This is a genomic window from Streptomyces sp. CB03234 (assembly GCF_001905885.1).
In the GTDB taxonomy this organism is placed as follows: Bacteria; Actinomycetota; Actinomycetes; order Streptomycetales; family Streptomycetaceae; genus Streptomyces.
In genome coordinates this window covers 153,416-175,781 of the sequence record NZ_LIYH01000010.1, presented here as the reverse complement: position 1 = coordinate 175,781, position 22,366 = coordinate 153,416, and the positions used below count along the sequence as shown (strand labels likewise).

Annotated in this window: 18 protein-coding genes; 10 read left to right on the top strand and 8 right to left on the bottom strand. The window is 71.2% G+C overall.

Going from position 1 to position 22,366, the window contains the following annotated elements; translation table 11 throughout:
- Window positions 1-579 (bottom strand): CocE/NonD family hydrolase (locus tag AMK26_RS38260; RefSeq protein ID WP_274536145.1); only part of this gene is annotated, 579 nt, incomplete at its 3' end.
- A gap of 195 nt (window positions 580-774) precedes the next feature.
- A complete protein-coding gene (locus AMK26_RS34875) occupies window positions 775-1,716 on the bottom strand; it encodes an SGNH/GDSL hydrolase family protein (protein ID WP_241838226.1) in 942 nt (313 codons plus the stop codon).
- A 260-nt stretch (window positions 1,717-1,976) separates the two neighbouring features.
- On the opposite strand from AMK26_RS34875, the gene AMK26_RS34870 reads away from it, so the two are divergent.
- Together AMK26_RS34870 and AMK26_RS34865 are read left to right on the top strand one after the other, a co-directional pair.
- Window positions 1,977-3,509, top strand: coding sequence for a M1 family metallopeptidase (locus tag AMK26_RS34870; RefSeq protein WP_073760200.1), 1,533 nt, complete (start codon window positions 1,977-1,979; stop codon window positions 3,507-3,509).
- 157 nt (window positions 3,510-3,666) lie between these two features.
- Entirely contained in the window at window positions 3,667-4,716 is a 1,050-nt protein-coding gene (locus AMK26_RS34865; RefSeq protein ID WP_073760198.1) for a LacI family DNA-binding transcriptional regulator, read from the top strand.
- Here AMK26_RS34865 and AMK26_RS34860 read toward each other — a convergent pair.
- On the bottom strand, window positions 4,713-7,487 hold the full coding sequence (locus AMK26_RS34860; RefSeq protein ID WP_073760168.1) for a glycosyl hydrolase: 2,775 nt from the start codon (window positions 7,485-7,487) through the stop codon (window positions 4,713-4,715). The two genes, AMK26_RS34865 and AMK26_RS34860, sit on opposite strands and share 4 nt — an antisense overlap.
- A 288-nt stretch (window positions 7,488-7,775) precedes the next feature.
- On the opposite strand from AMK26_RS34860, the gene AMK26_RS34855 reads away from it, so the two are divergent.
- From AMK26_RS34855 to AMK26_RS34840, 4 genes are all read left to right on the top strand, one after another.
- Window positions 7,776-9,077 carry an ABC transporter substrate-binding protein gene (locus AMK26_RS34855; protein ID WP_073760166.1) on the top strand — a complete coding sequence of 434 codons (1,302 nt, stop codon included), beginning with the start codon at window positions 7,776-7,778 and terminating at the stop codon, window positions 9,075-9,077.
- A gap of 183 nt (window positions 9,078-9,260) precedes the next feature.
- Window positions 9,261-10,187 (top strand): carbohydrate ABC transporter permease, encoded by a 927-nt coding sequence (locus AMK26_RS34850; protein ID WP_073760164.1) that lies wholly within the window; start codon window positions 9,261-9,263, stop codon window positions 10,185-10,187.
- Window positions 10,184-11,023: a carbohydrate ABC transporter permease gene (locus AMK26_RS34845; RefSeq protein ID WP_107421113.1), complete on the top strand. Its 840-nt coding sequence runs from the start codon at window positions 10,184-10,186 to the stop codon at window positions 11,021-11,023. Before AMK26_RS34850 ends, AMK26_RS34845 begins: the two co-directional genes overlap by 4 nt.
- A gap of 35 nt (window positions 11,024-11,058) precedes the next feature.
- Window positions 11,059-12,438, top strand: coding sequence for a GH1 family beta-glucosidase (locus tag AMK26_RS34840; RefSeq protein WP_073760161.1), 1,380 nt, complete (start codon window positions 11,059-11,061; stop codon window positions 12,436-12,438).
- On the opposite strand, the gene AMK26_RS34835 is transcribed toward AMK26_RS34840, so the two are convergent.
- A complete protein-coding gene (locus AMK26_RS34835) occupies window positions 12,401-13,291 on the bottom strand; it encodes an oxygenase MpaB family protein (RefSeq protein ID WP_073760159.1) in 891 nt (296 codons plus the stop codon). The two genes, AMK26_RS34840 and AMK26_RS34835, sit on opposite strands and share 38 nt — an antisense overlap.
- Window positions 13,292-13,500: 209 nt before the next feature.
- Here AMK26_RS34835 and sph point away from each other — a divergent pair, with 209 nt between their 5' ends.
- Window positions 13,501-14,427 (top strand): sphingomyelin phosphodiesterase, encoded by a 927-nt coding sequence (gene sph, locus AMK26_RS34830; protein WP_241838231.1) that lies wholly within the window; start codon window positions 13,501-13,503, stop codon window positions 14,425-14,427.
- A gap of 78 nt (window positions 14,428-14,505) precedes the next feature.
- A complete protein-coding gene (locus tag AMK26_RS34825) occupies window positions 14,506-15,498 on the top strand; it encodes a cation diffusion facilitator family transporter (RefSeq protein ID WP_073760155.1) in 993 nt (330 codons plus the stop codon).
- On the opposite strand, the gene AMK26_RS34820 is transcribed toward AMK26_RS34825, so the two are convergent.
- The 3 genes from AMK26_RS34820 to AMK26_RS34810 form a co-directional block, all read right to left on the bottom strand.
- Entirely contained in the window at window positions 15,486-16,280 is a 795-nt protein-coding gene (locus tag AMK26_RS34820) for a GNAT family N-acetyltransferase (protein ID WP_073760153.1), read from the bottom strand. The genes AMK26_RS34825 and AMK26_RS34820 overlap by 13 nt on opposite strands.
- 115 nt (window positions 16,281-16,395) lie before the next feature.
- Window positions 16,396-17,640: a hypothetical protein gene (locus AMK26_RS34815; protein WP_073760150.1), complete on the bottom strand. Its 1,245-nt coding sequence runs from the start codon at window positions 17,638-17,640 to the stop codon at window positions 16,396-16,398.
- Between the two features lie 147 nt (window positions 17,641-17,787).
- Window positions 17,788-18,432 (bottom strand): phosphotransferase, encoded by a 645-nt coding sequence (locus AMK26_RS34810; RefSeq protein ID WP_241838225.1) that lies wholly within the window; start codon window positions 18,430-18,432, stop codon window positions 17,788-17,790.
- Between the two features lie 303 nt (window positions 18,433-18,735).
- Here AMK26_RS34810 and AMK26_RS34805 point away from each other — a divergent pair, with 303 nt between their 5' ends.
- Together AMK26_RS34805 and AMK26_RS34800 are read left to right on the top strand one after the other, a co-directional pair.
- Window positions 18,736-19,488 (top strand): MerR family transcriptional regulator, encoded by a 753-nt coding sequence (locus AMK26_RS34805; protein WP_073760148.1) that lies wholly within the window; start codon window positions 18,736-18,738, stop codon window positions 19,486-19,488.
- Between the two features lie 35 nt (window positions 19,489-19,523).
- Complete coding sequence (locus AMK26_RS34800) at window positions 19,524-20,165, top strand: gamma carbonic anhydrase family protein (RefSeq protein ID WP_241838224.1); 642 nt, start codon at window positions 19,524-19,526, stop codon at window positions 20,163-20,165.
- Here the strand turns inward: AMK26_RS34800 and AMK26_RS34795 are convergent.
- The gene (locus tag AMK26_RS34795; protein WP_073760146.1) at window positions 20,155-22,326 is read right to left on the bottom strand and encodes a 3-hydroxyacyl-CoA dehydrogenase NAD-binding domain-containing protein; all 2,172 of its coding nucleotides are present in this window, start codon (window positions 22,324-22,326) and stop codon (window positions 20,155-20,157) included. The two genes, AMK26_RS34800 and AMK26_RS34795, sit on opposite strands and share 11 nt — an antisense overlap.
- Window positions 22,327-22,366 lie beyond the last annotated feature (40 nt).

The following is a 22,366-nucleotide window of genomic DNA, read 5'->3' as shown; positions in this document are numbered from 1 at the left end:
CATTCCGGTGTCGCCGGTGGACCAGCCGGTCGCGCGGGCGCGTTCGGTGCCGGTACGGGTGGTGTAGCCGCGGCCCCGGCCGTTGAGCCAGTCGACGACGGCCTTGGCGGACTGGATGTCCGAGCGGCCGCCGACGTCGTCGCAGCCGTCCGAGCGGCTGGTTCCGGCCAGGTCGACGGCGACGAAGGCGTAGCCGCGGGGCACGAAGTAGTTGTCGTAGTACAGCGGGAACTGGACGGGGTCGCCGTTCGCGTCGTACGTCTTCTTCTGGCTCTCGTTGCCGCGCCCGCAGCAGGAGTAGTACGGGCTGGCGTCCATGATCACGGGAACCTTGCGGCCGCGCTGGGCCGCCTCGCGCGGCCGGACGATGTCGACGGCCACCCGGTCCGTCCTGCCGTCGCGGTCGCCGTCGAGGCCGGTGTCGACCCAGACGGACTCGCGGACGGCGTTGTCGTACGAGTAGATCGGTCGGGACTCGCGGGCGGAGGCGCTGTTCGCGCCCGCCTGCGGCACCAGTGCGGACATCAGGGCGGCTGTGGCCGCACCCACCAGGATTCTGCTGCGCGCACGTATCGGCATGGGAGCGGAAGGTACACGGGTCAACTGGCGTATGACAGAGGGCAGTACGGGGACGAATGTGGCACAGGGGGCGTCCGCGGGTTCAGGACAGCGGGTGGATCGCCGGGTCGTCCGGCTGCCTGCGCGGCCGGCGCCGTCCGCGCGCCCGACAGGGTACGGGGCCGCGTGCGGAACGGGAGCCGGGCCCGGGCGCGTTCAGCGCAGCTCCAGTTCCTCGGCCAGGATCCGGGCCACCATGTCGTACCCGCCGTCGGTCATGTGCACCCGGTCGACGAACAGCCAGTCCTTCGGGGTCGCCCGCTCGGCGAGCAGTTGGGTGGTGTTCACGAACGGCACGCCGATCTCCTGGCACCGCTTCTCCAGCGCGGTGGCGTAGTCGCGGCCCACGTCCATGGAGACGATGTCGCTGTGCACGCTGCGGAAGTTCGACGCCTTGTCCAGCTCCGCGAAGAGCTTTTTCTCCTCCTTGGACGGTTCCTCCCGCACCCATGGGGCCAGTGGCTGGAGGGCGAACACCAGCCGGGCCCCCATCGCGGTGGCGAGCGCCTGCCAGGTACGCAGGTGCGCCGCGGTGCGGTCGGCGGCGCGCTGCACCCGCTCGGCGGGGCCGGGCACCAAGGAGTCGTCGACGGGCGGCTCGGCCTGGTAGTGCGCACCGTGCACGCCCTGGTGCTCCTCGGGCAACCGGCTCACCACCAGGTTGTTCACCCCCGAGAACAGCACGATCTCCGAGACCGGGGGCAGCATGTGGTGGAACAGGGTCAGGAGCACCAGCTCCTGGGCGGAGTTGAACGCCTGGCCCCCGAAGGCGAACCAGGGCTCGGCCGGCGCGTACTCGCTCCACAGCCGGGACGCGATGGTGGTCTCGTCCGCACTCGCCCCGACCCCGAACACCGAGGAGCTGCCCGCGAGCAGCCGCACGGGCCCGTCGCCCTGGTACGTGCCCGGGGAGGTGCGCCGGTCACCGGAGACGGTGAAGCGGAACCCCAAATGGTCCGTGTTGAAGGCCTCGGTGGACTCGTCGGGCTTCTGGAACCAGAGCAGATACGGCTGTTCGGGCACCGGGAAGTAGTAGTGCTGCATGTACGGGAGGAGCCGGTTCCGGTACGACAGGAGCCGGGTTCGTACCAGCCTCATGGGAGTGCTCCCTTCTGTGGATGGTGGCCCGGCTCAGGTCAGCCGGCTGCCCGAGGGACGTTCAGCAAGCCAGTGCGGTCTTCGCGGATCAGTCCGGAGTTTAAGCTCATCGTGGCCGCCCCGTCGATCATGGCTGCCATCCCGCCCACCGCACGTGCCCGCCACCAGGGCCACGGGCCGTGATCAATTCCAGTGACCTGGAAACGCGGGCTGATTAGGCTTCAGGAGCCCCTCAGTCCACACGACTTGGAGAGCTTGACGTGCACCGCAGACTGATCGTCCCAAGCGCTCTGGCGGCCTCCCTCCTGCTGGCGATCCCGGCATCGGCGGCCGACTACAAGCCGGGCTCCCCCGGCATCGGCGACCCCTACTACCCGGCCAGCGGCAACGGCGGATACGACGTGTCGCACTACGACCTGCGCCTGAAGTACCAGCCGAAGACGGACCTGCTGGAGGGTACGGCGACGATCATCGCCACCACCACGCAGAACCTCTCCCGCTTCAACCTCGACCTGGGCCTGAAGGCCAGTGAGGTCCGGGTGAACGGCAAGAAGGCGACGTTCACCGCCACCGGCGACCACGAGCTCGAAGTCACCCCGGCCACGCCGCTGGAGAAGAACCGGGCGATATCGGTCGTCGTACGGTACGCGGGCAAGCCGTCCGAGCTGAAGATCGGCGGCTGGACCGCCTGGCACCGCACGCCCGACGGCGGCGTCGCGGCACAGGAGCCGGACTCGGCCGTGTGGTGGTTCCCCTCCAACGACCACCCGCTGGACAAGGCGACGTACGACGTATCGGTCTCCGTGCCCGACGGTACCCAGGCCATCAGCAACGGCGTCCTGCAGTCGCAGTCGTCGCGGCTGGGCTGGACGCGTTTCTCCTGGCGCTCCAACAAGCCGCAGGCCACCTACCTCGCCACACTCGCCGTCGGCAAGTTCGACATCACGACGGACAAGACCGCCAAGGGCCTGCCCGTCCTCAACGCGTACAGCAAGGACCTCGGCGACAACGCGGGCGCGGCGCGCGCCAGCCTCGAGCGCACGGCGGAGGTCGCGGAGTGGCTGGAGGAGCTCTTCGGACCGTACCCCTTCAACGCGCTCGGCGGTTACGTCCCCAACGTGACCAGCGGTTACGCGCTGGAGACGCAGACGCGGCCGTTCTACAGCCCGCGCCAGTTCGCGAACGGCGCGAACGTCTCGGTGGTCGTGCACGAGCTGGCGCACCAGTGGTACGGCAACAGCGTGTCGGTGGACCGCTGGAAGGACATCTGGATCAACGAGGGCTTCGCCCGCTACAGCCAGTGGCTGTGGTCGGAGAGGGAGGGCGAGGGCACGGCGCAGGAGCTGGCGGACCACGTGTACGCGACGCGGGCGGCCGACGACCCGTTCTGGGCGGTCAGGCCGGGCGACCCGGGCCCGGACAAGCAGTTCGACATCGCCGTGTACGACCGGGGCGCGCTGGCCCTCCAGGCGCTGCGCAACGAGATAGGTGACGAGGACTTCTTCGCGATCCTGAAGGGCTGGCCGACCGCGCACGCGTACGGCAACGCCACGGTGGCCGACTTCGTGACGTACGCCGAGCGCGTCTCGGGCAAGCCCCTTGCGGGGCTGTTCGACACCTGGCTGTACCAGCCGTCGAAGCCGGCGGCTCCGGCCGCCGCCGAAGCGCGGATCGCGGCACGCTCGCGGGCGGCGGTGAAGCCGGCCCAGCCGAAGTCGTGGAAGAAGATCGCCGCGACGAACACGATCCACGACCACGGCGATCACGATCACGACCACGGCCACGGTCGCTGATCGGGTTCGCCGGAAGGTCGCCGCCCCGCGCTTCATGGCGGCGGCCTTCCGCAGAGTCAGAGACAGGGAAGAGAGCGCTCTCAGGAGATCGGCGGACCGGTTACCCTGCTCCTGTACACAGGTTCCGCCGCGCCGCCGAGGAGCACTCTTGTCCCCCATGCCCGATCCGGCCCCCGGCTCCCGCCCCACCCTGGAAGCCGTCGCGGCCCACGCCGGGGTCTCGCGGGCGACGGTCTCGCGCGTCGTGAACGGTGGCGCCGGGGTCCGCCAGCCGCTGGTGGACAAGGTGCGCCGGGCGGTCGAGGAGCTGGGCTACATCCCCAACCACGCGGCGCGCACCCTGGTGACCCGGCGCAACGGCGCGGTGGCGGTGATCATCGCCGAGCCGGAGTTCCGGGTGTTCTCCGACCCCTTCTTCGAGCAGCAGGTGCGGGGCATCAGCCGTGAGCTGACCGCGCACGACTCGCAGCTGGTGCTGCTGTGGGTCGAGGGACCGGGCGACTACGACCGGATCGGCCGGTATCTGGGCGGGGGCCATGTCGACGGGGCGCTCGCCTTCTCCGTGCACAACGACGACGAGCTGCCCGCGATCATCCGGCGGGTGCAGGTGCCGGCGGTGTTCGGCGGGCGGCCGGGCTGGCCGGGCGCGACGGCCGGCCTCGCCGTGCCGTACGTGGACGCGGACAACCGGGGCGGCGCCCGGGAAGCCGTACGGCACCTGCTGGCGCTGGGCCGTGAGCGCGTGGCGCACATCGCCGGCCCGCGCGACCAGACGTCCGCGATGGACCGGATGGACGGTTACCGGGACGTCCTGCTGGACGCCGGCCCCGGGCTCGTCGCACAGGGCGACTTCACGGAGGAGAGCGGGGCGCGCGCCATGGCGGAGCTGCTGGAGCGGCGTCCGGACCTGGACGCCGTGTTCGCCGCCAACGACCTGATGGCGTCGGGTGCGCTGCGAGTGCTGCGCGAGCGCGGGCTGCGGGTGCCGGAGGACGTGGCGCTGGTCGGCTTCGACGACATGACGTCCATCGCGGAGGCCACCGATCCGCCCCTGACGACGGTCCGCCAGGACATCGAGGGCATGGGTCGGCTCATGGTCCGGCTGCTGATGCGTGTCCTGAACGGCCAGGAGGCCGAGCCCGGAGCGGGCAGCGCCCCGGGCTCGGTGATCACTCCTACGGAACTGGTGCGACGGGCGTCGGCCTAGCCGTACGGGATGACCAGCACGGACCGGTCCGTGCCCGTCTGGAGCCTGGCCGTGCCGTTGCCGATGGCGTGCCACACCTCCAGGCGTACGGTGCCGCCCCTCAGGTCGCCCAGCGCGCCCGTCGCCGACTTCAGCCCGCGCGCCTGGCTGTACTCCTCCCAGCCGGTCACCGGGTCGGTCGCGAAGTAGTGGTACGTCTCCGTCCGCTCGAAGGTCCCGTCGCCGGTCAGGTCGTAGGCGACCCGCGCCTGCTGGCCCAGCCCCACCGTGGTGCCCGCGTCGACCTGGAGCCGGAAGGCGGTGGAGCCGCCCGCCTTGAGCGTGCCGTTGACGCCCCTGGCCTCGTACACCAGCGGCTGGTACGGGGTGCCGTCGTGGTTCGTGCCGCCCGCCGAGGCGATGGTGTCGCTGCCCGCCGCCGCGCCGGTCGCCGTGGTGAGGGTACCGCCGGTGCGGAGCTGGAAGGTGTCGCCGGTTCCGGGGACGGGGTCGGGGCCGGGGTCGCCGCCCGTGCCCGTCCCCGTGGCGGTCGAACGCGCCGGGACGGTGAGCTTCGCACCGTCGGAGAAGGTCACCGTGCGGGCGGTGGAGCCGTGGTTGTGGGCCGCGTACGTACGTACCGTGCCCTTGCTGAAGACGGCCGACGTCGGGATGTCACCGGTGACGGTGGCGTCGGGCGCGCCGAGCGCGTCCATCGTGGCGAGCCAGTGGTACGTGTGCGCCTTGGACTCGCCCGCCTCGGGGGTGTACGAGGCGTGGCCGGCGTCCCACTTCGCCTTGGCGGCGGCGGGGTCGGCCAGTGACTGGAACTCCCAGAGGATGTCGCGCCATTCGACGGCCGGGCCGCCGTTCTCCCGCTCCATCTCGGCGATGTTGCGCCGGATCGCCGCCTTCTCGCCGCCCAGGTGCAGGGAACCTCCGGTGACCGGCAGGACGTTTATCCCGTGGATCTCCTCGGGATTCGCGGTCCACCAGGTGGCGTAGGCGGCGCCGCTCCCCCACACCATGCCGGCGGTGTCGTGCCCGAAGGAGGCCGGGAAGACCTGCTGGTCGGCGTCGAACCAGTACTGGGCGATGGCCTCGGACTCGGTGGTCAGCAGGTACGTGCCCAGGTCACGCAGGGCGGTGTCCCCGGTGGCCGAGCCCCACAGGACCAGGCCCGCGCTGAGGTTGGTGGACTCGGAGGACGACTCCTGGTTGTTGCCGGCGGCGAAGCCCTGGTGGCCGGAGGCCCAGCTGTGGCCGGCGTACACGTCGAAGCCGCGCAGGAAGGGGAAGGCGGTGTCGGTGCGGCTGGGGTTGGCGGCATCGCGTACGAGCGTCCTGACCATGCCGCCCCACGCCGAGTCGGCGGCCCAGGCCGGGTCGTACTGGGCGACGATCGCCGCCGCGTAGACGTAGTAGGAGTAGTGGAAGTGGTGGTCGTTGAGCTCGGTGTCGCTGCCGTACGAGGCGGGGTAGCCGGTGAGGGTCTTCCAGGTCCGGTCGTACGAGAACTCGTTGGCGCCGCCGGCCGTGAACCAGTCCTGGAGCCGCCCTTTGAGCAGGCCGATGAGCGTGTCGCGGGTCGCGGTCTCGCCGATCTGGTCGGCCAGGGGGACAAGCTGGGCGAGACGGCCGAGGGCCTTGCCGGTCCAGTACGTGTCGGTGGCGCCGGAGAAGGGGTCGGCGGCGTTCGCGGCCTCGTTCAGGTAGCCGCGCAGCCGGGCCGCGTCGACGCCGCCCGCCTTCGGCAGCCCGGGCAGCACGGCGGGGGCCCGCTGTCCGGTGGAGAAGGTGGTGGACTCGCGGACCTTCATGGTGCCGCGTGGTGAGACGTACGTGTACGGGGTCAGCGCGTCCGTGGTGTTGAGCCACTGGTGCCGGTAGAGGGCCTGGAGGGTGCCGGTCTCGCTGCCCTCCTGGGCCTGGGTGGTGAGGGTGTAGGTGGCCCTGACCGTTCCTCCGGTGGAGCTCCAGGCCACTTTCGAGCCGGTGACGAAGCTGTAGGCGTACTTCCGGTACGTGGCCAGCGCGTCCGGCGACGGCAGGACAGCGAGCGAGAAGTAGTCCTTGCCGCCGAGCCCGGCCGTCAGCGTGGAGCCGGAGACCGTCCAGTCGGTGCCCGTGGGGGCGAACAGGGCGTAGTGGTGGCCGGCGACGGTGATGCCGAGGACGTTGCCCTGGTCGGCGAAGACGGCCGGGGCGGCGGCGGTGGTGATCCGCGCGTCGCCGCCCGTGCCCTTGGCGTACACGAACGGCATGCCGTGGCCGATGGTCGTACGGAGAGTGCGGGCGCCGTCCGACCAGTAGGGGGTGACGGTCCAGTCCGACCAGGCGTCGGCCTTGGTGTCCGGCGAGTTGAGGCCGGTCAGGCCGAGGGTGAGGTCGCGCTTGTGGGCGTACTCGTACTGTCGGCCGTCGCCGACGATCGCGGGGGTGGTCGGGTAGCCGATGTCGAGGCCGGCGGCGGTGGCCTGGTAGGTGAGCGGGTGGCCGTACATGGGGGTGGACCAGGGGTTGTCGCCGTACCGCTGGAAGGCGAGCGAGGACCACCAGTCGTTGGTGGGCACCGGCTTGCCCTGGGCGGCGGGGGTGAGCTTGGGGGTGACGGGGGTGCCGGTGTTGGTGGTGGGGCCGGAGGTTCCGGGGGGACGGGTGTCGGAGTAGCTGCCGGCTCCGACGGGGACGGTGGCGGCCGTGGCGGGCGTGGCGGTGGTCGCGGTGAGGCCGAGGGCGGCCATGGTGGTGACGAGGAGCAGTGCGGCTGGTCGGGTGCGGGGGGATGGCATGTCGGCACCTCGAATGGATGGCGGGAGTGCGCCGCGAGAGCGCTCTCAGGTGCCCAGGAACGTAAAACTCCTGAAACGTGACTGTCAATACAGGTGACGCGTAGGGAAGTTGCTGGGGGCGTGAACGGCATCGACGGCCGTTATGCGTTCGAGTCTTGACGGGGGACGGGTAGGCGCGGCACGCTCCAGGGCAGTTCGCTGAGAGCGCTCTCAGACACCTTCCGGCGCCAGAACCCTGGGACCGCCCTGAACCGCCGCCGCTCCCCGCCGAAGCCAAGGAGGCTTCCCATGCTCATCACCCGAGCCGCCACCGCCAGGAGGGCCACCGTCCGACTCGGTGCGCTCGCGCTCGCCGGGGTACTGCTCGCCGCCTGCGGATCCGGCGCCTCGGACCAGGCGTCCGACGGCACGGTCACGCTCACCGTGGACCTCTTCGGCTCCTTCGGCTACAAGGAGGCGGGGCTCTACGCCGAGTACGAGAAGCTGCACCCCGGCATCAAGATCAAGCAGACGGACACGGAGGACGAGCAGGACTACTGGAAGTCCCTCCAGACCCGCCTCGCCGGCGGGGGCGGACTCGCCGACGTCCAGGCGATCGAGGTCGGGCGCATCGCCTCGGTCACACAGCGGCAGGCGGACAAGTTCGAGGACCTGACCAGGTACGGGGCGGACAAGCTCAAGGGCCAGTTCGCCGAGGCCAAGTGGTCGGCGGCGACCACGAAGGACGGCCGTGTCCTCGGCCTCGGCACGGACGTCGGGCCCGAAGCGATGTGCTACCGCACGGACCTGCTCCGGCAGGCCGGCCTGCCGACCGACCGCACCGTACTCGCCGAGAAGTGGGCCACCTGGGACGGCTACCTGGAGCTCGGCAAGCAGTACAAGGCCAAGGCACCCGCCAAGAGCGCCTGGCTGGACAGCGTGGGCAGCCTCTTCACGATCATGATCGGGCAGGAGGAGGAGCGGTACTACGACGCCTCCGGCACGCTGATCTACGAGTCGAACCCGGCCGTCAAGGCGGCCTGGGACGCCGCCACGCGCGCGGCGGCCGATGGCCTGAGCGCCAAGCTGGACCAGTGGTCCCCGCAGTGGAACCAGGCCTTCGCCGCCGGATCGTTCGCCACGATCCCCTGCCCCGCCTGGATGCTCGGATACATCAAGGGCCAGGCCGGTGAGGCCGGCAAGGGCAAGTGGGACATCGCCAAGCTGCCGGGTGGGGCCGGGAACTGGGGCGGCTCGTACCTGAGCGTGCCGCGCGCGGCCGAGCACAAGAAGGAGGCGTACGAGCTGATCCAGTGGCTCACGGCGCCGGAGCAGCAGGCCAAGCTCTTCGAGAAGCAGGGCAACTTCCCCTCCTCGACCGGTGCCATCGCCCGGGTCGCCGACGCCAAGGACCCGTACTTCTCGGGCGCCCCGATCGGCCGGATCTTCGGCGACGCCGCCAAGGAGGCCCCCGTTCAGGTGCTGGGCGTCCACGACAAGAACGTCGCCGACCAGATCACGAACGCGCTGAGCGAGGTGGAGCGGAAGGGGACGTCACCGGAGAAGGCGTGGTCGAACGCGAAGAAGGGCGTCGAGAACGTCACGGGCTGACCCCGAGGTGGGCGCGCGCCGTCCGGGGCGCGGGGGCGTGCCGCTGGGGTCCGCTCCGTGGCGGGCCCAGGCCCCGGGAGGCAGCCACCGGCGTGAGCCACGCACCCGGCACCGCACCACCGGCGCGAACCCCCGCACCCGCCGCAACCGTCCACGACCGTACCGACCCCGAAGGGCCGCACAGTGACCCTCACCGCTGCTCCGGCAGGAACGGCGCGCCGCGCATGGCGGGCCGTCTCGCCGTACGCGTACATCGCCCCGTTCTTCACGCTCTTCGCCGCCTTCGGCCTCTTCCCACTGCTCTACACGGCGTTCGTGTCGCTCTACCGCGTCGAGCTCCAGACGCCCGGCGACATGGAGTGGCGCGGTCTCGGCAACTACGCGGCCCTCTTCACCGACGAGTTCTTCTGGATCTCGCTGCGCAACACCTTCACCATCGGGGTCATCTCCACGGTCCCGCAGCTCGTGATGGCGCTGGCCCTGGCCCACCTGCTCAACTACAAGCTGCGCGGGCGGACGTTCTTCCGTACGGCGATGCTGCTGCCGTACGCCACGTCCGTCGCCGCCGCGACGCTGGTGTTCGCGCAGCTCTTCGGCCGCGACTTCGGGCTCGTCAACTACGCGCTGGGGCTGGCCGGCGTCGACCCGGTCGACTGGCAGACGAACACCGTCGCCTCCCAGATCGCCGTCTCCACGATCGTCATCTGGCGCTGGACCGGCTACAACGCGCTGATCTACCTCGCGGGCATGCAGTCCATCCCGAGCGAGCTGTACGAGGCGGCGGAGATGGACGGGGCGTCGCGCTGGCGGCAGTTCTTCCACGTCACGCTGCCCGGTCTGCGCCCGACGATCGTCTTCACTGCCGTCGTGTCGACGATCGGTGCCACCCAGCTCTTCGGTGAGCCGCTGCTGTTCGAGGGGTCGGTCTCGGGCGGCATCTCGCACCAGTACCAGACCCTCGGGCTGTACATGTACGAGCAGGGCTGGGGCTTCTTCCACCTGGGCCGTGCCGCCGCCATCGCGTGGGTGATGTTCCTGCTGATCCTGGTGCTCGTCGGGGTCAACGCCCTGATCGTGCGCCGGCGTTCCCTCAAGGAGGCCGGCCGATGACCGTACGGCGCGCCGGGCGCACCCTGCACGGCGGCAGGGTCGCGTACGCGATCCTCGTCGTCGCCGTCCTGGTGTCGGCCTTCCCGTTCTACTGGACGATCGTCGCCGCCAGCCGCTCCAACGCCGACCTGGCGAAGGTGCCCCCGTCCCTCATTCCCGGCCCGAACCTGATGCGGAACTTCGAGGCCGTGATGGAGGAGGCGGACATCGGCAGGGCCCTGGTCAATTCGTTGATCGTCTCCGGCTCCATCACCGTCGGCACGGTGCTGTGCTGCACCCTCGCCGGGTTCGCCTTCGCCAAACTGCGGTTCCGTGGCCGGGGCGCGCTGCTCGCGGTCACGGTGGGGACGATGATGATCCCGCCGCAGCTGGGGGTGATCCCGCTGTTCATGCTGATCGCGGAGCTGGAGTGGGTGAACCAGCTCCAGTCGGTGATCCTGCCCGGGCTGGTGTCGGCGTTCGGGGTGTTCTTCATGCGGCAGTTCCTGGTGCAGGCGCTGCCGGACGAGCTGATCGAGGCGGCGCGCGTGGACGGCGCCTCCTCCGCGCGGATCTTCTGGTCGATCGTCGTTCCGATCGCCCGGCCGGGGATGGCGGTGCTGGGTCTGCTGACCTTCATGGCGGCCTGGAACGACTTCTTCTGGCCGATCGTCGCGCTGTCCTCGCAGAACCCGACCGTGCAGGTCGCGCTGCGGCAGCTCGGTGGCGGTTACGTCCACGACCAGTCGGTGATCATGGCGGGCACGCTGCTGGGCACGCTCCCGGTGCTGCTGGTGTTCGGCCTGCTGGGCCGGCAGATCGTCGGCGGGATCATGCAGGGCGCCGTCAAGGGCTGATTGCCCCTTTTCCTCCGTCTTCCGTTGGGAGTCTCATGACCGAGCTCACGTTCCCGGCCGGTTTCCGCTGGGGCACGGCCACCGCCGCGTACCAGATCGAGGGTGCCGCCGACGAGGACGGCCGGACGCCGTCCATCTGGGACACCTTCAGCCGTACGCCGGGCGCGGTCCGCAACGGCGACACCGGTGACATCGCCGCCGACCACTACCACCGGATGGCCGAGGACGTCGCCCTGATGAAGGACCTGGGCGTGACGGACTACCGGTTCTCGGTGGCGTGGCCGCGGGTGCAGCCGACGGGGCGGGGCCCTGCGGTGCAGAAGGGGCTGGACTTCTATCGGCGGCTCACGGACGAGCTGCTGGCCGCCGACATCCGGCCGGTCGTCACCCTGTACCACTGGGACCTGCCGCAGGAGCTGGAGGCTGCTGGGGGCTGGCCGCACCGGGAGACGGCCGAGCGGTTCGCCGCGTACGCCGGGCTGGTGGCGGACGCGCTGGGCGACCGGGTCGCCACGTGGACGACGCTCAACGAGCCGTGGTGCGCGGCGTTCCTGGGGTACGCCTCGGGGGTGCACGCCCCGGGCCGTACGGACCCGGTGGCCGCGCTGCGGGCCGCGCACCACCTGAACCTGGCGCACGGGCGGGCCGTTCGGGTGCTCCGTGACGCCCTGCCGTCGTCGGCGGAGGTGTCGCTGACGCTCAACCTGCACGCGGTGCGCGCCCTTTCGGGCTCCGCCGAGGACCGGGAGGCGGCGCGGCGTGTCGACGCGCTGGGCAACCGGCTCTTCCTGGACCCGGTCTTCCACGGGCGTCTCCCGGCGGACCTGGTGGAGGACACGGCCGCGCTGACGGACTGGTCGTTCGTCCGGGAAGGCGATCTGGAGGTGATCGCCACGCCGGTCGACTCGCTGGGCATCAACTACTACTCCCCCACGGTCGTCGCGGCGGGTACGTCCGAGTCCCCGTCGCCGTGGCCGGGCGCCGAGCCGCACGTCCGTTTCGTACCGGCGCCGGGTCCGCGTACCGCGATGGACTGGCCGGTGGACGCGGACGGCCTGTACGAGCTGCTGACGCGGCTGCGGGACGAGCTGCCCGGCGTACCGCTGATGGTGACGGAGAACGGCGCGGCGTACGACGACTACGCCGACCCGTCGGGTGACGTCCATGACCCGGAGCGGGTCGACTACCTGCACGCGCACCTGGCGGCGGTGCACCGGGCGCTCGCGGACGGGGTGGACGTACGGGGCTACTTCCTGTGGTCGTTGCTGGACAACTTCGAGTGGGCGTACGGCTACGGCAAGCGGTTCGGCATCGTGCACGTGGACTTCGCGTCGCAGCGCCGTACGCCCAAGGACAGCGCGCGGTGGTACGCGGACGTCATCGCGCGGGGCGGGCTGCGGGCGCTTCCCGGCTGAGCCGGTACCGCCGGCGGGCCTCCCGCGCGAGCGGGAGGTAGCGCAGCCGCTCGGGCAGTACGGGTACGACGGCCCGGACGACCCGCCCGAAGCGGCGCAGCGCCCGCTCCTGCGCATCGGTCCACTCCAGGCCGATGGCTTCCCGGGCGTCGGGGGGCATCAGCCCGATGGTGACGAAGCGGCGGAAGCGGGCGAGCGGCGGCAGGAGCACCGGCCACAGGAGGCGGAGGAGGAGCCGCAGGGGCAGCGGGCCCCGGTCGGGCGGGGGGACGGGGCTGTCGGTGGCGACGAGTTCGCGTACGACGACGGTGGCCTCGATCTCGTCGGCGAGGGCCTTGCGGTAGTAGGGCCAGAACTCCTCGATGGTCTGGGGCATGTCGCGGTCGTGGATGCCGAGGACGCGCCCGACCTGGAGCCACTCGGCGTACAGCTTGCGTTCCTGGGCCTCGGTCATGGGCCGGATCAGGTAGCGGGCGGCGTGCTGGTAGACGGGGAAGCCGGTGGCGTGGACCCAGGCGTAGTTCGCGGGGGTGAGGGCGTGGTAGCGGCGTCCTCGGGTGTCGGTGCCCTGGATGGTGGCGTGGAGCTTGCGCAGCCGGCGCCCTTCCTGGGCGGCGGCCTCTCCGCCGTACACCCACAGCTGGAGCGAGCGCAGGGAACGCTCTCCGCGGCCCCATGGGTCGGTGCGGAAGACGGAGTGCTCGTCGACGCCGGCGCCGACGGCGGGGTGGGCGACCTGGAGGGTGAGCGCGGCGGGCAGCATGAGCAGGCCCCGGATGTCGCCCGCGAGGCTCCAGAGCACTCCGCCGGGCGGGGGCGGTGCGGGATCGTACGCGGCGGAGGAAGCGCTCATGGTCCCAGTATCCGCCGCAGATGAGTTGGTGTGGTGGACCGGGGTCCGCAAGATTCCCGGCACGCGATGGCTACCGGAAAGTAACCGTGGCTGATTTGATGTGCCGCGCGATGTCCAACCCCCCACTTCCGTCTGGAGTTTCCGTGCCGCGATCCGTGAAACGCGCCGCGCTGTCCGCCGCTCTTTCGACCGTGCTCGCCGCCGCCGCGATGGCCGCCACGGCCCCGGCCGCTTCGGCCTCCTCCGCCGAGGCCGGGACGCCGGCGCTCAAGGTGCTCACGTACAACGCGTTCCTTTTCAGCAAGACGCTCTACCCGAACTGGGGGCAGGACCACCGGGCGAAGGAGATACCGGCGGCGCCGTTCTTCCGTGGCCAGGACGTGGTGGTGCTCCAGGAGGCGTTCGACAACTCCTCCTCGGACGCGCTGATGCGCGCCGCCGCCGCCCAGTACCCGTACCAGACGCCGGTGATGGGCCGCGGCAAGGACGGCTGGGACGCCACGAGCGGCGCGTACTCGGCCACGACGCCGGAGGACGGCGGTGTCACGGTGCTCAGCAAGTGGCCGATCGTCCGCAAGGAGCAGTACGTCTACAAGGACGCCTGCGGCGCCGACTGGTACTCCAACAAGGGTTTCGTGTACGCCGTGCTGAACGTGAACGGCTCGCGCGTGCACGTCGTCGGCACGCACGCCCAGTCGACCGACCCGGGGTGCTCGGCGGGCGAGGCGGCACAGATGCGCAGCCGGCAGTTCAGGGCGATGGACGCCTTCCTGGACGCGAAGAACATCCCGTCGTCCGAGCAGGTGCTGGTGGCGGGCGACTTCAATGTGGACTCGCACAGCGGCGAGTACGCCACGATGCTCGCCGACGCGGGCCTCGCGGGGGCGGACGCGCGCACGGGCCACCCGTACTCCTTCGACACCCGGGACAACTCGATCGCGGCCGAGCGCTACCCCGACGACCCGCGCGAGGACCTCGACTACGTTCTCCACCGCGCCGGCCACGCGAAGCCGGCCGGCTGGACCAACGAGGTGATCAAGGAGCAGAGCGCGCCCTGGACGGTCTCCAGCTGGGGCAAGCAGTACACGTACACGAATCTGTCGGACCACTACCCGGTCATCGCGTCCGGCAGGTAGTCGCAAGGCCTTCGCAGCTGGTCAGGGACCGCTTTTCGGCAGTGGCCGCAAGGCGGTTCGGCTGCCATGGTGGTGTCCATGACCGGTCATGGACACCACCGTCATCACCATCATCACCATCACGGTGAGCGGATCGACGCCGCTCTGGAGGGGTCGTCGGCGGGGCTGCGGACGCTGTGGTTCTCGTTCGCGGTGCTGGCGGTCACGACGGGCGTCCAGGCGGTCATCGCCGCGCTGTCGGGCTCGGTCGCGCTGCTCGGCGACACCGTGCACAACGCCACGGACGCCCTGACGGCGCTGCCGCTCGCGCTCGCCTTCGTGCTGGGCCGGAGGGCCGCCACCCGCCGCTACACCTACGGCTTCGGCCGGGCCGAGGACCTGGCGGGGGTGTTCGTGGTGCTGGTGATCGCCGCGTCGGCCGCCTTCGCCGGGTACGAGGCGGTCCGGCGGCTGCTGGACCCGCACGACGTGAGCCATCTGCCGGCCGTCGCGGCGGCCGGGCTGGTGGGCTTCGCGGGCAACGAGTGGGTCGCCAGGGCCCGTATCCGTACGGGCCGGGCGATCGGCTCCGCCGCGCTGGTCGCCGACGGGCTGCACGCCCGGACCGACGGGTTCACCTCGCTGGCGGTGCTGCTGGGCGCGGGCGGGGCCGCACTGGGGTGGCGGTGGGCGGACCCCTTGATCGGGCTGGCCATCACGGGCGCGATCCTGCTGGTACTGCGGGGCGCGGCGCGCGAGGTGTGGCACCGGCTGATGGACGCCGTGGACCCCGCGTTGGTGGACCGGGCCGAGCAGGTGCTGTCGGGGGTCGAGGGCGTACGGGGCGTGGGCGCCGTGCGGATGCGGTGGCTGGGGCACTCCCTGCGCGCGGAGACGTCCGTCGTGGTGGCCCCCTCGCTGACGGTCGTCCAGGCGCACGCGGTGGCGGTCGCGGCGGAGCACGCCCTGCTGCACCGGCTGCCCCGGCTGGCGGCGGTCACCGTCCACGTCGACCACGCGCACGCGGCGGGCACGGACCCGCACGCCGCGCTGGCCCACCACTTCCCGGCGGCGGCAGGTCAGGGCTCGTAGACGTACGGGGTCGTCGCGGACAGCTGGGTGAACCCGAGCCCGCTGAGGACGGGGCGGCTCTGGTCGGAGGCGTCGACCTGGAGGTAGCGGTAGCCGCGCTCGGCCGCGAGGCGGGCGCGGTGGGCGACCAGGGCGCGGTAGATGCCCCTGCCACGCCACTCTCGTACGGTGCCGCCGCCCCACAGGCCGGCGAAGGCGGCGCCGGGCGGCAGCTCCAGGCGCGCCGCGCTCACCGGCCGGTCGCCGGCCATGGCGACGACGGCGGCCACGGTGTCCGGCCGCGCGGCCAGCTGGTCGAGCAGCCGGCGCCGGAGGCCCGCGCCGTCCGTGCCGAACGCCCGCTCGTGGACCTCGGTCACCAGCTCCACCCCGGCCTCGTCCGTGACCGCCCGCACTTCGATGCCCTCGGGCGGCTCGGTCCCGATGACGGTGCCGTGGAGGCGGGCGATCTCGGCTGCCATCAGCGCCTCCTCCGGTTCCGGGCGGAAACCGGCCGCCTCCAGTCGGTCCGGAAGGTCTCCCGGCCGGTCGTGGGCGTACAGCTTCCACTCGAAGGCACGGCCGCACGAGGTGAAGTACGCGACCTGTTCGGCGATCACCCCCGCCACGCCCGCCGTGTCGAGCCGGTCGAGGCCCGACCACAGGACGCCGTTCCAGCCGTGCGCCGGTCCGACCTGCCGCACCACGTCTCCCGCCCGCTCGACCCGCGACCCGGGCCCGTCGGGGCGGGCCTCACGCCGCATCTGCCGGTCGAACAGCTCCAGTACCGTGTGTCGATCCATGTGGGCAGCCCAGCAGCGCGGCACGGGATACGGCAACCGGTTTCCCGGTGTCGCCGTCAGGCCCCGTGGTCGTACACCGTCACCGGTATCCCCCGCGCGGCCAGCCGCCCGGCTATCAGGGGATACGGACGTCCTTCGCGTCCGGGTATGTCACGTGGGTACAGCCGCGCTGCTTCGTGATGTCGGCGACGTACGCGCGGAACAGAGCGGACAGCCTCTGAGAGCCGAGTACGCCGTCGTAGGTGTAGCTGGAGCTGAGGGTGTGCAGGGCGGGCTTGCCACCGCAGATCGAGGAGGCCCACCAAGCGCCGCTTGCGTGGCCGGCCGTTCCCGTCTTGATGATCTGGTCCTCGCCGCCGATGACGTCGTATCCGACCGTGCGCGCCTCTGCGCCGAAGTAGGAAACGGTGCGCAGCCACCAGGGCGAGTGGGTGAGCGCACTGCGGGCGTAATCGTGCTCGTCGTCTTTCAAGCCGCCGGCGATACGGCGCACCTGGTCGGGGCTGACTGCCAGCAGGCAGCTCTCCATGGGGTTCGCGCGCCGGGCGGGTACTGCGAGGGCACGGTCGGGCAGCCGGCCCTGCCCCCGCGCCTTGATGTGGCGGGCGAACCAGTCGCATGAACCGTCCGCCGCCTGCGCGGGGCGAAGGGCTGACGGTACGGGACCCAACTGGTGGTCGGGCAGGGCGGGCAGCTGCGTCTGGCAGCCGATCCGGTCGGTGAGCTCCTCGGCTGCCGAACGGGCGATGCGGGCGAGGAGCTCACGGTCTGCCGCGGAGACGTCGTCGTAGTCGGCGCGGGCAGTGACGTTCAGCAGCTTCGGAGCCGTCGCGCTGCTGCCGGGTCCGCACTCGGCGCGGATGGTGGTGTACCAGTTCCCGTACCAGCCCAGGGTGCCGTCGCCCACGGGGCGCGATTCGGGGCGCCGGTCGGCGACAGCGGTGACATCCGGCTCGTCACTGCCGTCACTGCCGTCACTGTCGTCACCGCCGGAGAATGGCTCGAGCCCGACGTCGTCACCGATCCAGTTCAACGGCCTGGAGCTGCCACTGCCCCGCACCACCAGGGTGAACAGGCTCGTGGTCCTGCCGGGGCCGGGCACCTTGTAGATGGTGCAGGAACCGGATGGATCGCGCGGATCGAGCCTGAGCTCGTCGTCGCCGGCCCTTGCCCTGACCATCCCGCCTTGCAGGTCCATCACCACCGCCCCGGACACCAGCCGATCGCACGCCGCGCTGATGTCGCGCTCGCTGGAAGCGCGGTCCCGGATGTCATCGGCCGTCAGCCAGCCCGCGTACAGGCTCAGTCCGATCCCGCCCCACGCCGCCCACCGCCACAGTCCGATCCACCCCGCGCGCACCGCACACTCCCCCTGAGACCCGTCCGGCGCGATCGTTCACGCCGGCGACGAGCGTAGAGGACCGGCCTCGGGCAAGTCGGCGGAGGGAGGCCGTCCAACCGCCACGGAACGGAGTCAGCGAACCGACTGCGGCCGTTACCCACGCGCTCACCGCACTGAGCGTTCCAACGCGGCCCGGTGATCGGAAACCCACTGCCAGGCCGCCTGGACTTGCCTCACCGCCCCTACGTCACGGAGCCGGGCCATGGCGACGTCACCCGCGTCAGCCCGGGTCTCGATGCCCCGCCGGCACCGGTCCTGCCACCACAGGATCGTGGACACGAGACGCCGCCGGTCGGGCAACTCGTAGCTGTCCACGATCAGCTTCATGCGCCGGGCCACCTCCTCGACGTCGGTGACTGAAGGGCCCAGATCGAGGTACTGCCAGCAGACATGAGCGATGTCGTGGATCCGCGCGCCCGGCGCGGCAAGGTCCCAGTCGATGAATGCCGCCGGCCGAAGCTCGCCTCCGGACAGCTGATAGACAGTGTTCTTGGGCGACAGGTCGTTGTGACACACGACCTCCTGGTCTCCGGCCAGCCGGGTGCCGGCCGTCAGGTCGTGGAACTCCCGCACGAGCCGGGCGACCGCCACCAGACTCTCGTCGGATGACACAGCAGCAGGTTGTCGCGGCTCCCATGCCACATGGCCATCGAGGTAACTGAGGACCTCGCGGCCCTCATCGTCCACACCGAGATACCGCGGAGCACCACTCCAGCCACTGGCTTCGAGCAACCGCAGCAGATCCCCCACGAACTCCGTGCGGGCCGAGGCTGGACGGCGCACCGTGTCTCCGACACGAACGACCGCGTTGACGAAACCTCCGGGCAAGAAACACTCAGACATCCGTCCACCCTGCCTGATCACTGCCTGATCACGCCTGATCACTGCCTCCAGCGCTCGACAACTCGTCCCGCCGCTTGATTCCCCCAAGACGGAACGGGGCGGCTGGTCGGTCGCCCCTGTCACTGACCCTCACCCACGACTTTCACAGCAGTGGTGAGACAGCAATACTGTTGTACTGGACCAGCGCACCAGCCGGAAGTGAGGCCCCGCATGGCGACCGAGGTGACCGGAGCGACCGAGGCGACGGAGGAGCAGCCGACGCTGACCGTCGACGAGCTTGCCGCCCGGGCGGGCGTCACCGTGCGCACCATCCGGTTCTACAGCACCCGCGGACTGCTTCCGCCGCCGGTCATCGGCCCGCGCCGGGTGGGGCACTACGGGCCCGAGCACCTGTCCCGGCTGGCGCTCATCGAGGAGCTCCAGCACCAGGGCATGACGCTCGCCGCGATCGAACGGTACCTGGAGCAGCTCCCGCCGGACCTGAGCGCCCACGATCTGGCCATCCACCGGGCCCTGGTGGCGACCTGGGCCCCGGACGCGCCGGAGGAGTTGTCCCGGGCGGAGCTGGAGCGGCGGGCCGGCCGGGCGCTCGGCGACGAGGACCTGGACCGGCTGGCCGCGATGGACGTGCTGGCCCGCACGGGGCGGGACGACACCTTCCGGGTGGACCCGGGCCTGCTGAGGCTGGGCGTGCGGCTGCTGGACGTACCCATCGCGCACGAGACGATCCTGGCGGCGCGCACCGTGCTGGTGGAGCACACCCGGTCGGCCGCGCACGAGCTGACGCGGCTGTTCCGGGACGAGGTGTGGGACCCGTACCGGGAACGCGAGTCGGACCCGGAGCACCTGGCGGCGATGAAGTCGCTGTCCGCCCATATGCAGCCGCTGGTGGTGCAGGCGCTCGTCACCGCGTTCCAGCGGTCGCTGAAGGAGGAGCTGCGCGCCGCGTTCCGCGCGGAATGAGGCGCAGGGAAGCCGAGGGTGGCACGATGCGGGTCATGGCCATGCTGTTCGAGCACCAGGGGCACGCGCCCACCGTCGATCCCACCGCCTATGTCGCGCCCAATGCCACCCTCTGTGGCGACGTGCGGGTCGGACCGGGCTGCCGGGTCCTGTTCGGGGCCGTCCTGACGGCCGAGGGCGGGCCGGTCGAGCTGGGTGAGGGCTGCATCGTGATGGAGAACGCGGTGCTGCGCGGCACTCGCCAGGACCCGCTGCGGCTGGGCCGGCACGTGCTCGTCGGCCCCGGCGCGTACCTCGTCGGCTGCGAGGCGGCCGACGACGTGTTCCTCGCCACCGGTACGCGGGTGTTCAACGGCGCGCGTATCGGGGCCCGGTGCGAGGTCCGTATCAACGCTGTCGTCCATCTCAGGACGGTCCTGGCCGAGGACACGACCGTACCGATCGGCTGGGTCGCCGTGGGGGACCCCGGGCAGCTGTTCCCGCCGGACGACCATGGCGAGATCTGGGCGGTGCAGCGGGAACTCGACTTCCCCGGGTACGTGTTCGGGCTCGCCCGCCCGGCCGCGGGCGAGTCACTCATGCCGGAGATCTCGCGCCGCTACGGGCGGGCGCTGAGCCGGCACCAGGACGACCGTCCGGTGGACCCGGACGGCCGTCCCGGCGGCGTCAGTCGCTGAACGTCCCGCCCCGCTCCGCCTTCTCCACCAGCAGCGCCGGCGGCTGGAACCGCTCCCCGTACCGCGCGGCCAGCTCCCGCGCCCGCGCGACGAAGCCGGGCAGGCCGCCCTCGTAGCCGTTGATGTACTGGAGCACACCGCCGGTCCACGCGGGGAAGCCGATGCCCATGATGGAGCCGATGTTGGCGTCGGCGACCGAGGTGAGGACGCCCTCCTCCAGGCAGCGGACGGTGTCCAGCGCCTCGGAGAACAGCATCCGCTCCTTCATGTCGTCGAAGGGGACGGCGGCCTCGGGCTTCGAGAAGTGCTCGCGCAGGCCGGGCCACAGGCCCTGGCGCTTGCCCTCGTCGTCGTAGTCGTAGAAGCCCGCCCCGCCGCTGCGGCCGGTGCGGCCGAACTCGTCGACCATCCGGTCGATCACCGCGTCCGCCGGGTGCTCCTGCCAGGTGCCGCCCGCCTCCTCGACGGCCCGCCGCGTCTCGTTACGGATCTTGCGCGGGAGGGTGAGGGTCAGCTCGTCCATCAGGGACAGCACCTTGGCCGGGTAGCCGGCCTGTGCCGCCGCCTGCTCGATGGACGCGGGCTCCACGCCCTCGCCGACCAGCGCCACGCCCTCGTTGATGAACTGGCCGATGACGCGGGAGGTGAAGAAGCCACGCGAGTCGTTGACGACGATCGGCGTCTTGTTGATCTGCCGTACGAGGTCGAAGGCGCGCGCGAGTGCCTCGTCGCCGGTCCGCTCGCCCTTGATGATCTCGACGAGCGGCATCTTGTCGACCGGTGAGAAGAAGTGCAGGCCGATGAAGTCGGCCGGGCGCTCGACGCCCTCCGCGAGGAGCGTGATCGGGAGGGTGGAGGTGTTGGAGCAGAGCAGCGCGTCGGGCTCGACGATGTCCTGGATCTCCTGGAACACCTTGTGCTTGAGCGCCGTGTCCTCGAAGACGGCCTCGATGACGGCGTCGCAGCCGGCCAGGTCGGCGGGGTCGGCGGTCGGCGTGATGCGGGCCAGCAGCGCGTCGCGCTTGGCCTCGGTCGTACGGCCCCGGGCCAGCGCCTTGTCGAGCAGCTTGACGGAGTACGCCTTGCCCTTCTGCGCCGCCTCGGCCGACACGTCCTTCAGGACGACCTCGATGCCCGCCTTGGCGCAGGAGTACGCGATGCCCGCGCCCATCATGCCCGCGCCGAGGACGGCGACCTTGCGGACCTGGCGGGGTTCGATGCCCTGGGGGCGGCTGGCGCCGGAGTTGACCGCCTGAAGGTCGAAGAAGAACGCCTGGATCATGTTCTTCGCGGTCTGGCCGGTGACCAGCTCGGTGAAGTACCGCGCCTCGATGGTCAGCGCGGTCTCGAAGTCGACCTGGGAGCCTTCGACGGCAGCCGCGAGGATGTTGCGGGGTGCAGGGTAGGGGGCGCCGTTCAGCTGCTTCTTCAGGTTGGCCGGGAAGGCCGGCAGGTTGGCCGCGAACTTGGGGTGCGCCGGGGTGCCGCCGGGGATCTTGTAGCCGGGGACGTCCCAGGGCTGCTGCGACTCGGGGTGCGCGTCGATGAACGCCCTCGCCTTGGCGAGCATCTCCTCCTGGGTGGCGGCCACTTCATGGACCAGGCCGTTCTCCAGGGCCCGCTGAGGCGGGTACTGGGTGCCCTGGAGGAGCACCTTCAGCAGGGCGTCGGCGATGCCCATGAGGCGTACGGTACGGGTGACGCCACCGCCGCCGGGGAGGAGGCCGAGGGTGACCTCGGGCAGGCCGATCTTGGAGCCGGGCGCGTCGAGGGCGATGCGGTGGTGGGAGGCGAGGGCGATCTCGTACCCGCCGCCGAGGGCGGCGCCGTTGATGGCGGCGACGACCGGCTTGCCGAGGGTCTCGATGCGGCGCAGGGACCGCTTGATCTCCGTGGAGGCTTCGAAGACGTGCGGGGCGTCGGCGGGCCCGGCCTTCATCATGTCCTTGAGGTCGCCGCCCGCGAAGAAGGTCTTCTTGGCGGAGGTGTAGATGATGCCCCGGATGGAGTCCTTCTCGGCCTCGGCGCGGTCGGCGACGGCCGCGATCGAGGTCCTGAAGGCCTGGTTCATGGTGTTGGCGGACTGGTCGGGGTCGTCGAGGACGAGGGTGACGACGCCGGTCTCGTCCTGTTCCCAGCGGATGGTGGTGGACTGGCTCATGGCTGTGGCTACTCCGTAAGGCCGTGCGGGAAAGGACGGG

Excerpts from the sequence above, each read along its gene's own strand:
- AMK26_RS34875 (WP_241838226.1), bottom strand. The coding sequence starts at position 1,716 with ATGAGGCTGGTACGAACCCGGCTCCTGTCGTACCGGAACCGGCTCCTC.
- AMK26_RS34865 (WP_073760198.1), top strand. The coding sequence starts at position 3,667 with ATGCCCGATCCGGCCCCCGGCTCCCGCCCCACCCTGGAAGCCGTCGCG.
- AMK26_RS34860 (WP_073760168.1), bottom strand. The coding sequence starts at position 7,487 with ATGCCATCCCCCCGCACCCGACCAGCCGCACTGCTCCTCGTCACCACC.
- AMK26_RS34855 (WP_073760166.1), top strand. The coding sequence starts at position 7,776 with ATGCTCATCACCCGAGCCGCCACCGCCAGGAGGGCCACCGTCCGACTC.
- AMK26_RS34845 (WP_107421113.1), top strand. The coding sequence starts at position 10,184 with ATGACCGTACGGCGCGCCGGGCGCACCCTGCACGGCGGCAGGGTCGCG.
- AMK26_RS34840 (WP_073760161.1), top strand. The coding sequence starts at position 11,059 with ATGACCGAGCTCACGTTCCCGGCCGGTTTCCGCTGGGGCACGGCCACC.
- AMK26_RS34835 (WP_073760159.1), bottom strand. The coding sequence starts at position 13,291 with ATGAGCGCTTCCTCCGCCGCGTACGATCCCGCACCGCCCCCGCCCGGC.
- sph (WP_241838231.1), top strand. The coding sequence starts at position 13,501 with ATGGCCGCCACGGCCCCGGCCGCTTCGGCCTCCTCCGCCGAGGCCGGG.
- AMK26_RS34825 (WP_073760155.1), top strand. The coding sequence starts at position 14,506 with ATGACCGGTCATGGACACCACCGTCATCACCATCATCACCATCACGGT.
- AMK26_RS34820 (WP_073760153.1), bottom strand. The coding sequence starts at position 16,280 with ATGGATCGACACACGGTACTGGAGCTGTTCGACCGGCAGATGCGGCGT.
- AMK26_RS34805 (WP_073760148.1), top strand. The coding sequence starts at position 18,736 with ATGGCGACCGAGGTGACCGGAGCGACCGAGGCGACGGAGGAGCAGCCG.
- AMK26_RS34800 (WP_241838224.1), top strand. The coding sequence starts at position 19,524 with ATGGCCATGCTGTTCGAGCACCAGGGGCACGCGCCCACCGTCGATCCC.
- AMK26_RS34795 (WP_073760146.1), bottom strand. The coding sequence starts at position 22,326 with ATGAGCCAGTCCACCACCATCCGCTGGGAACAGGACGAGACCGGCGTC.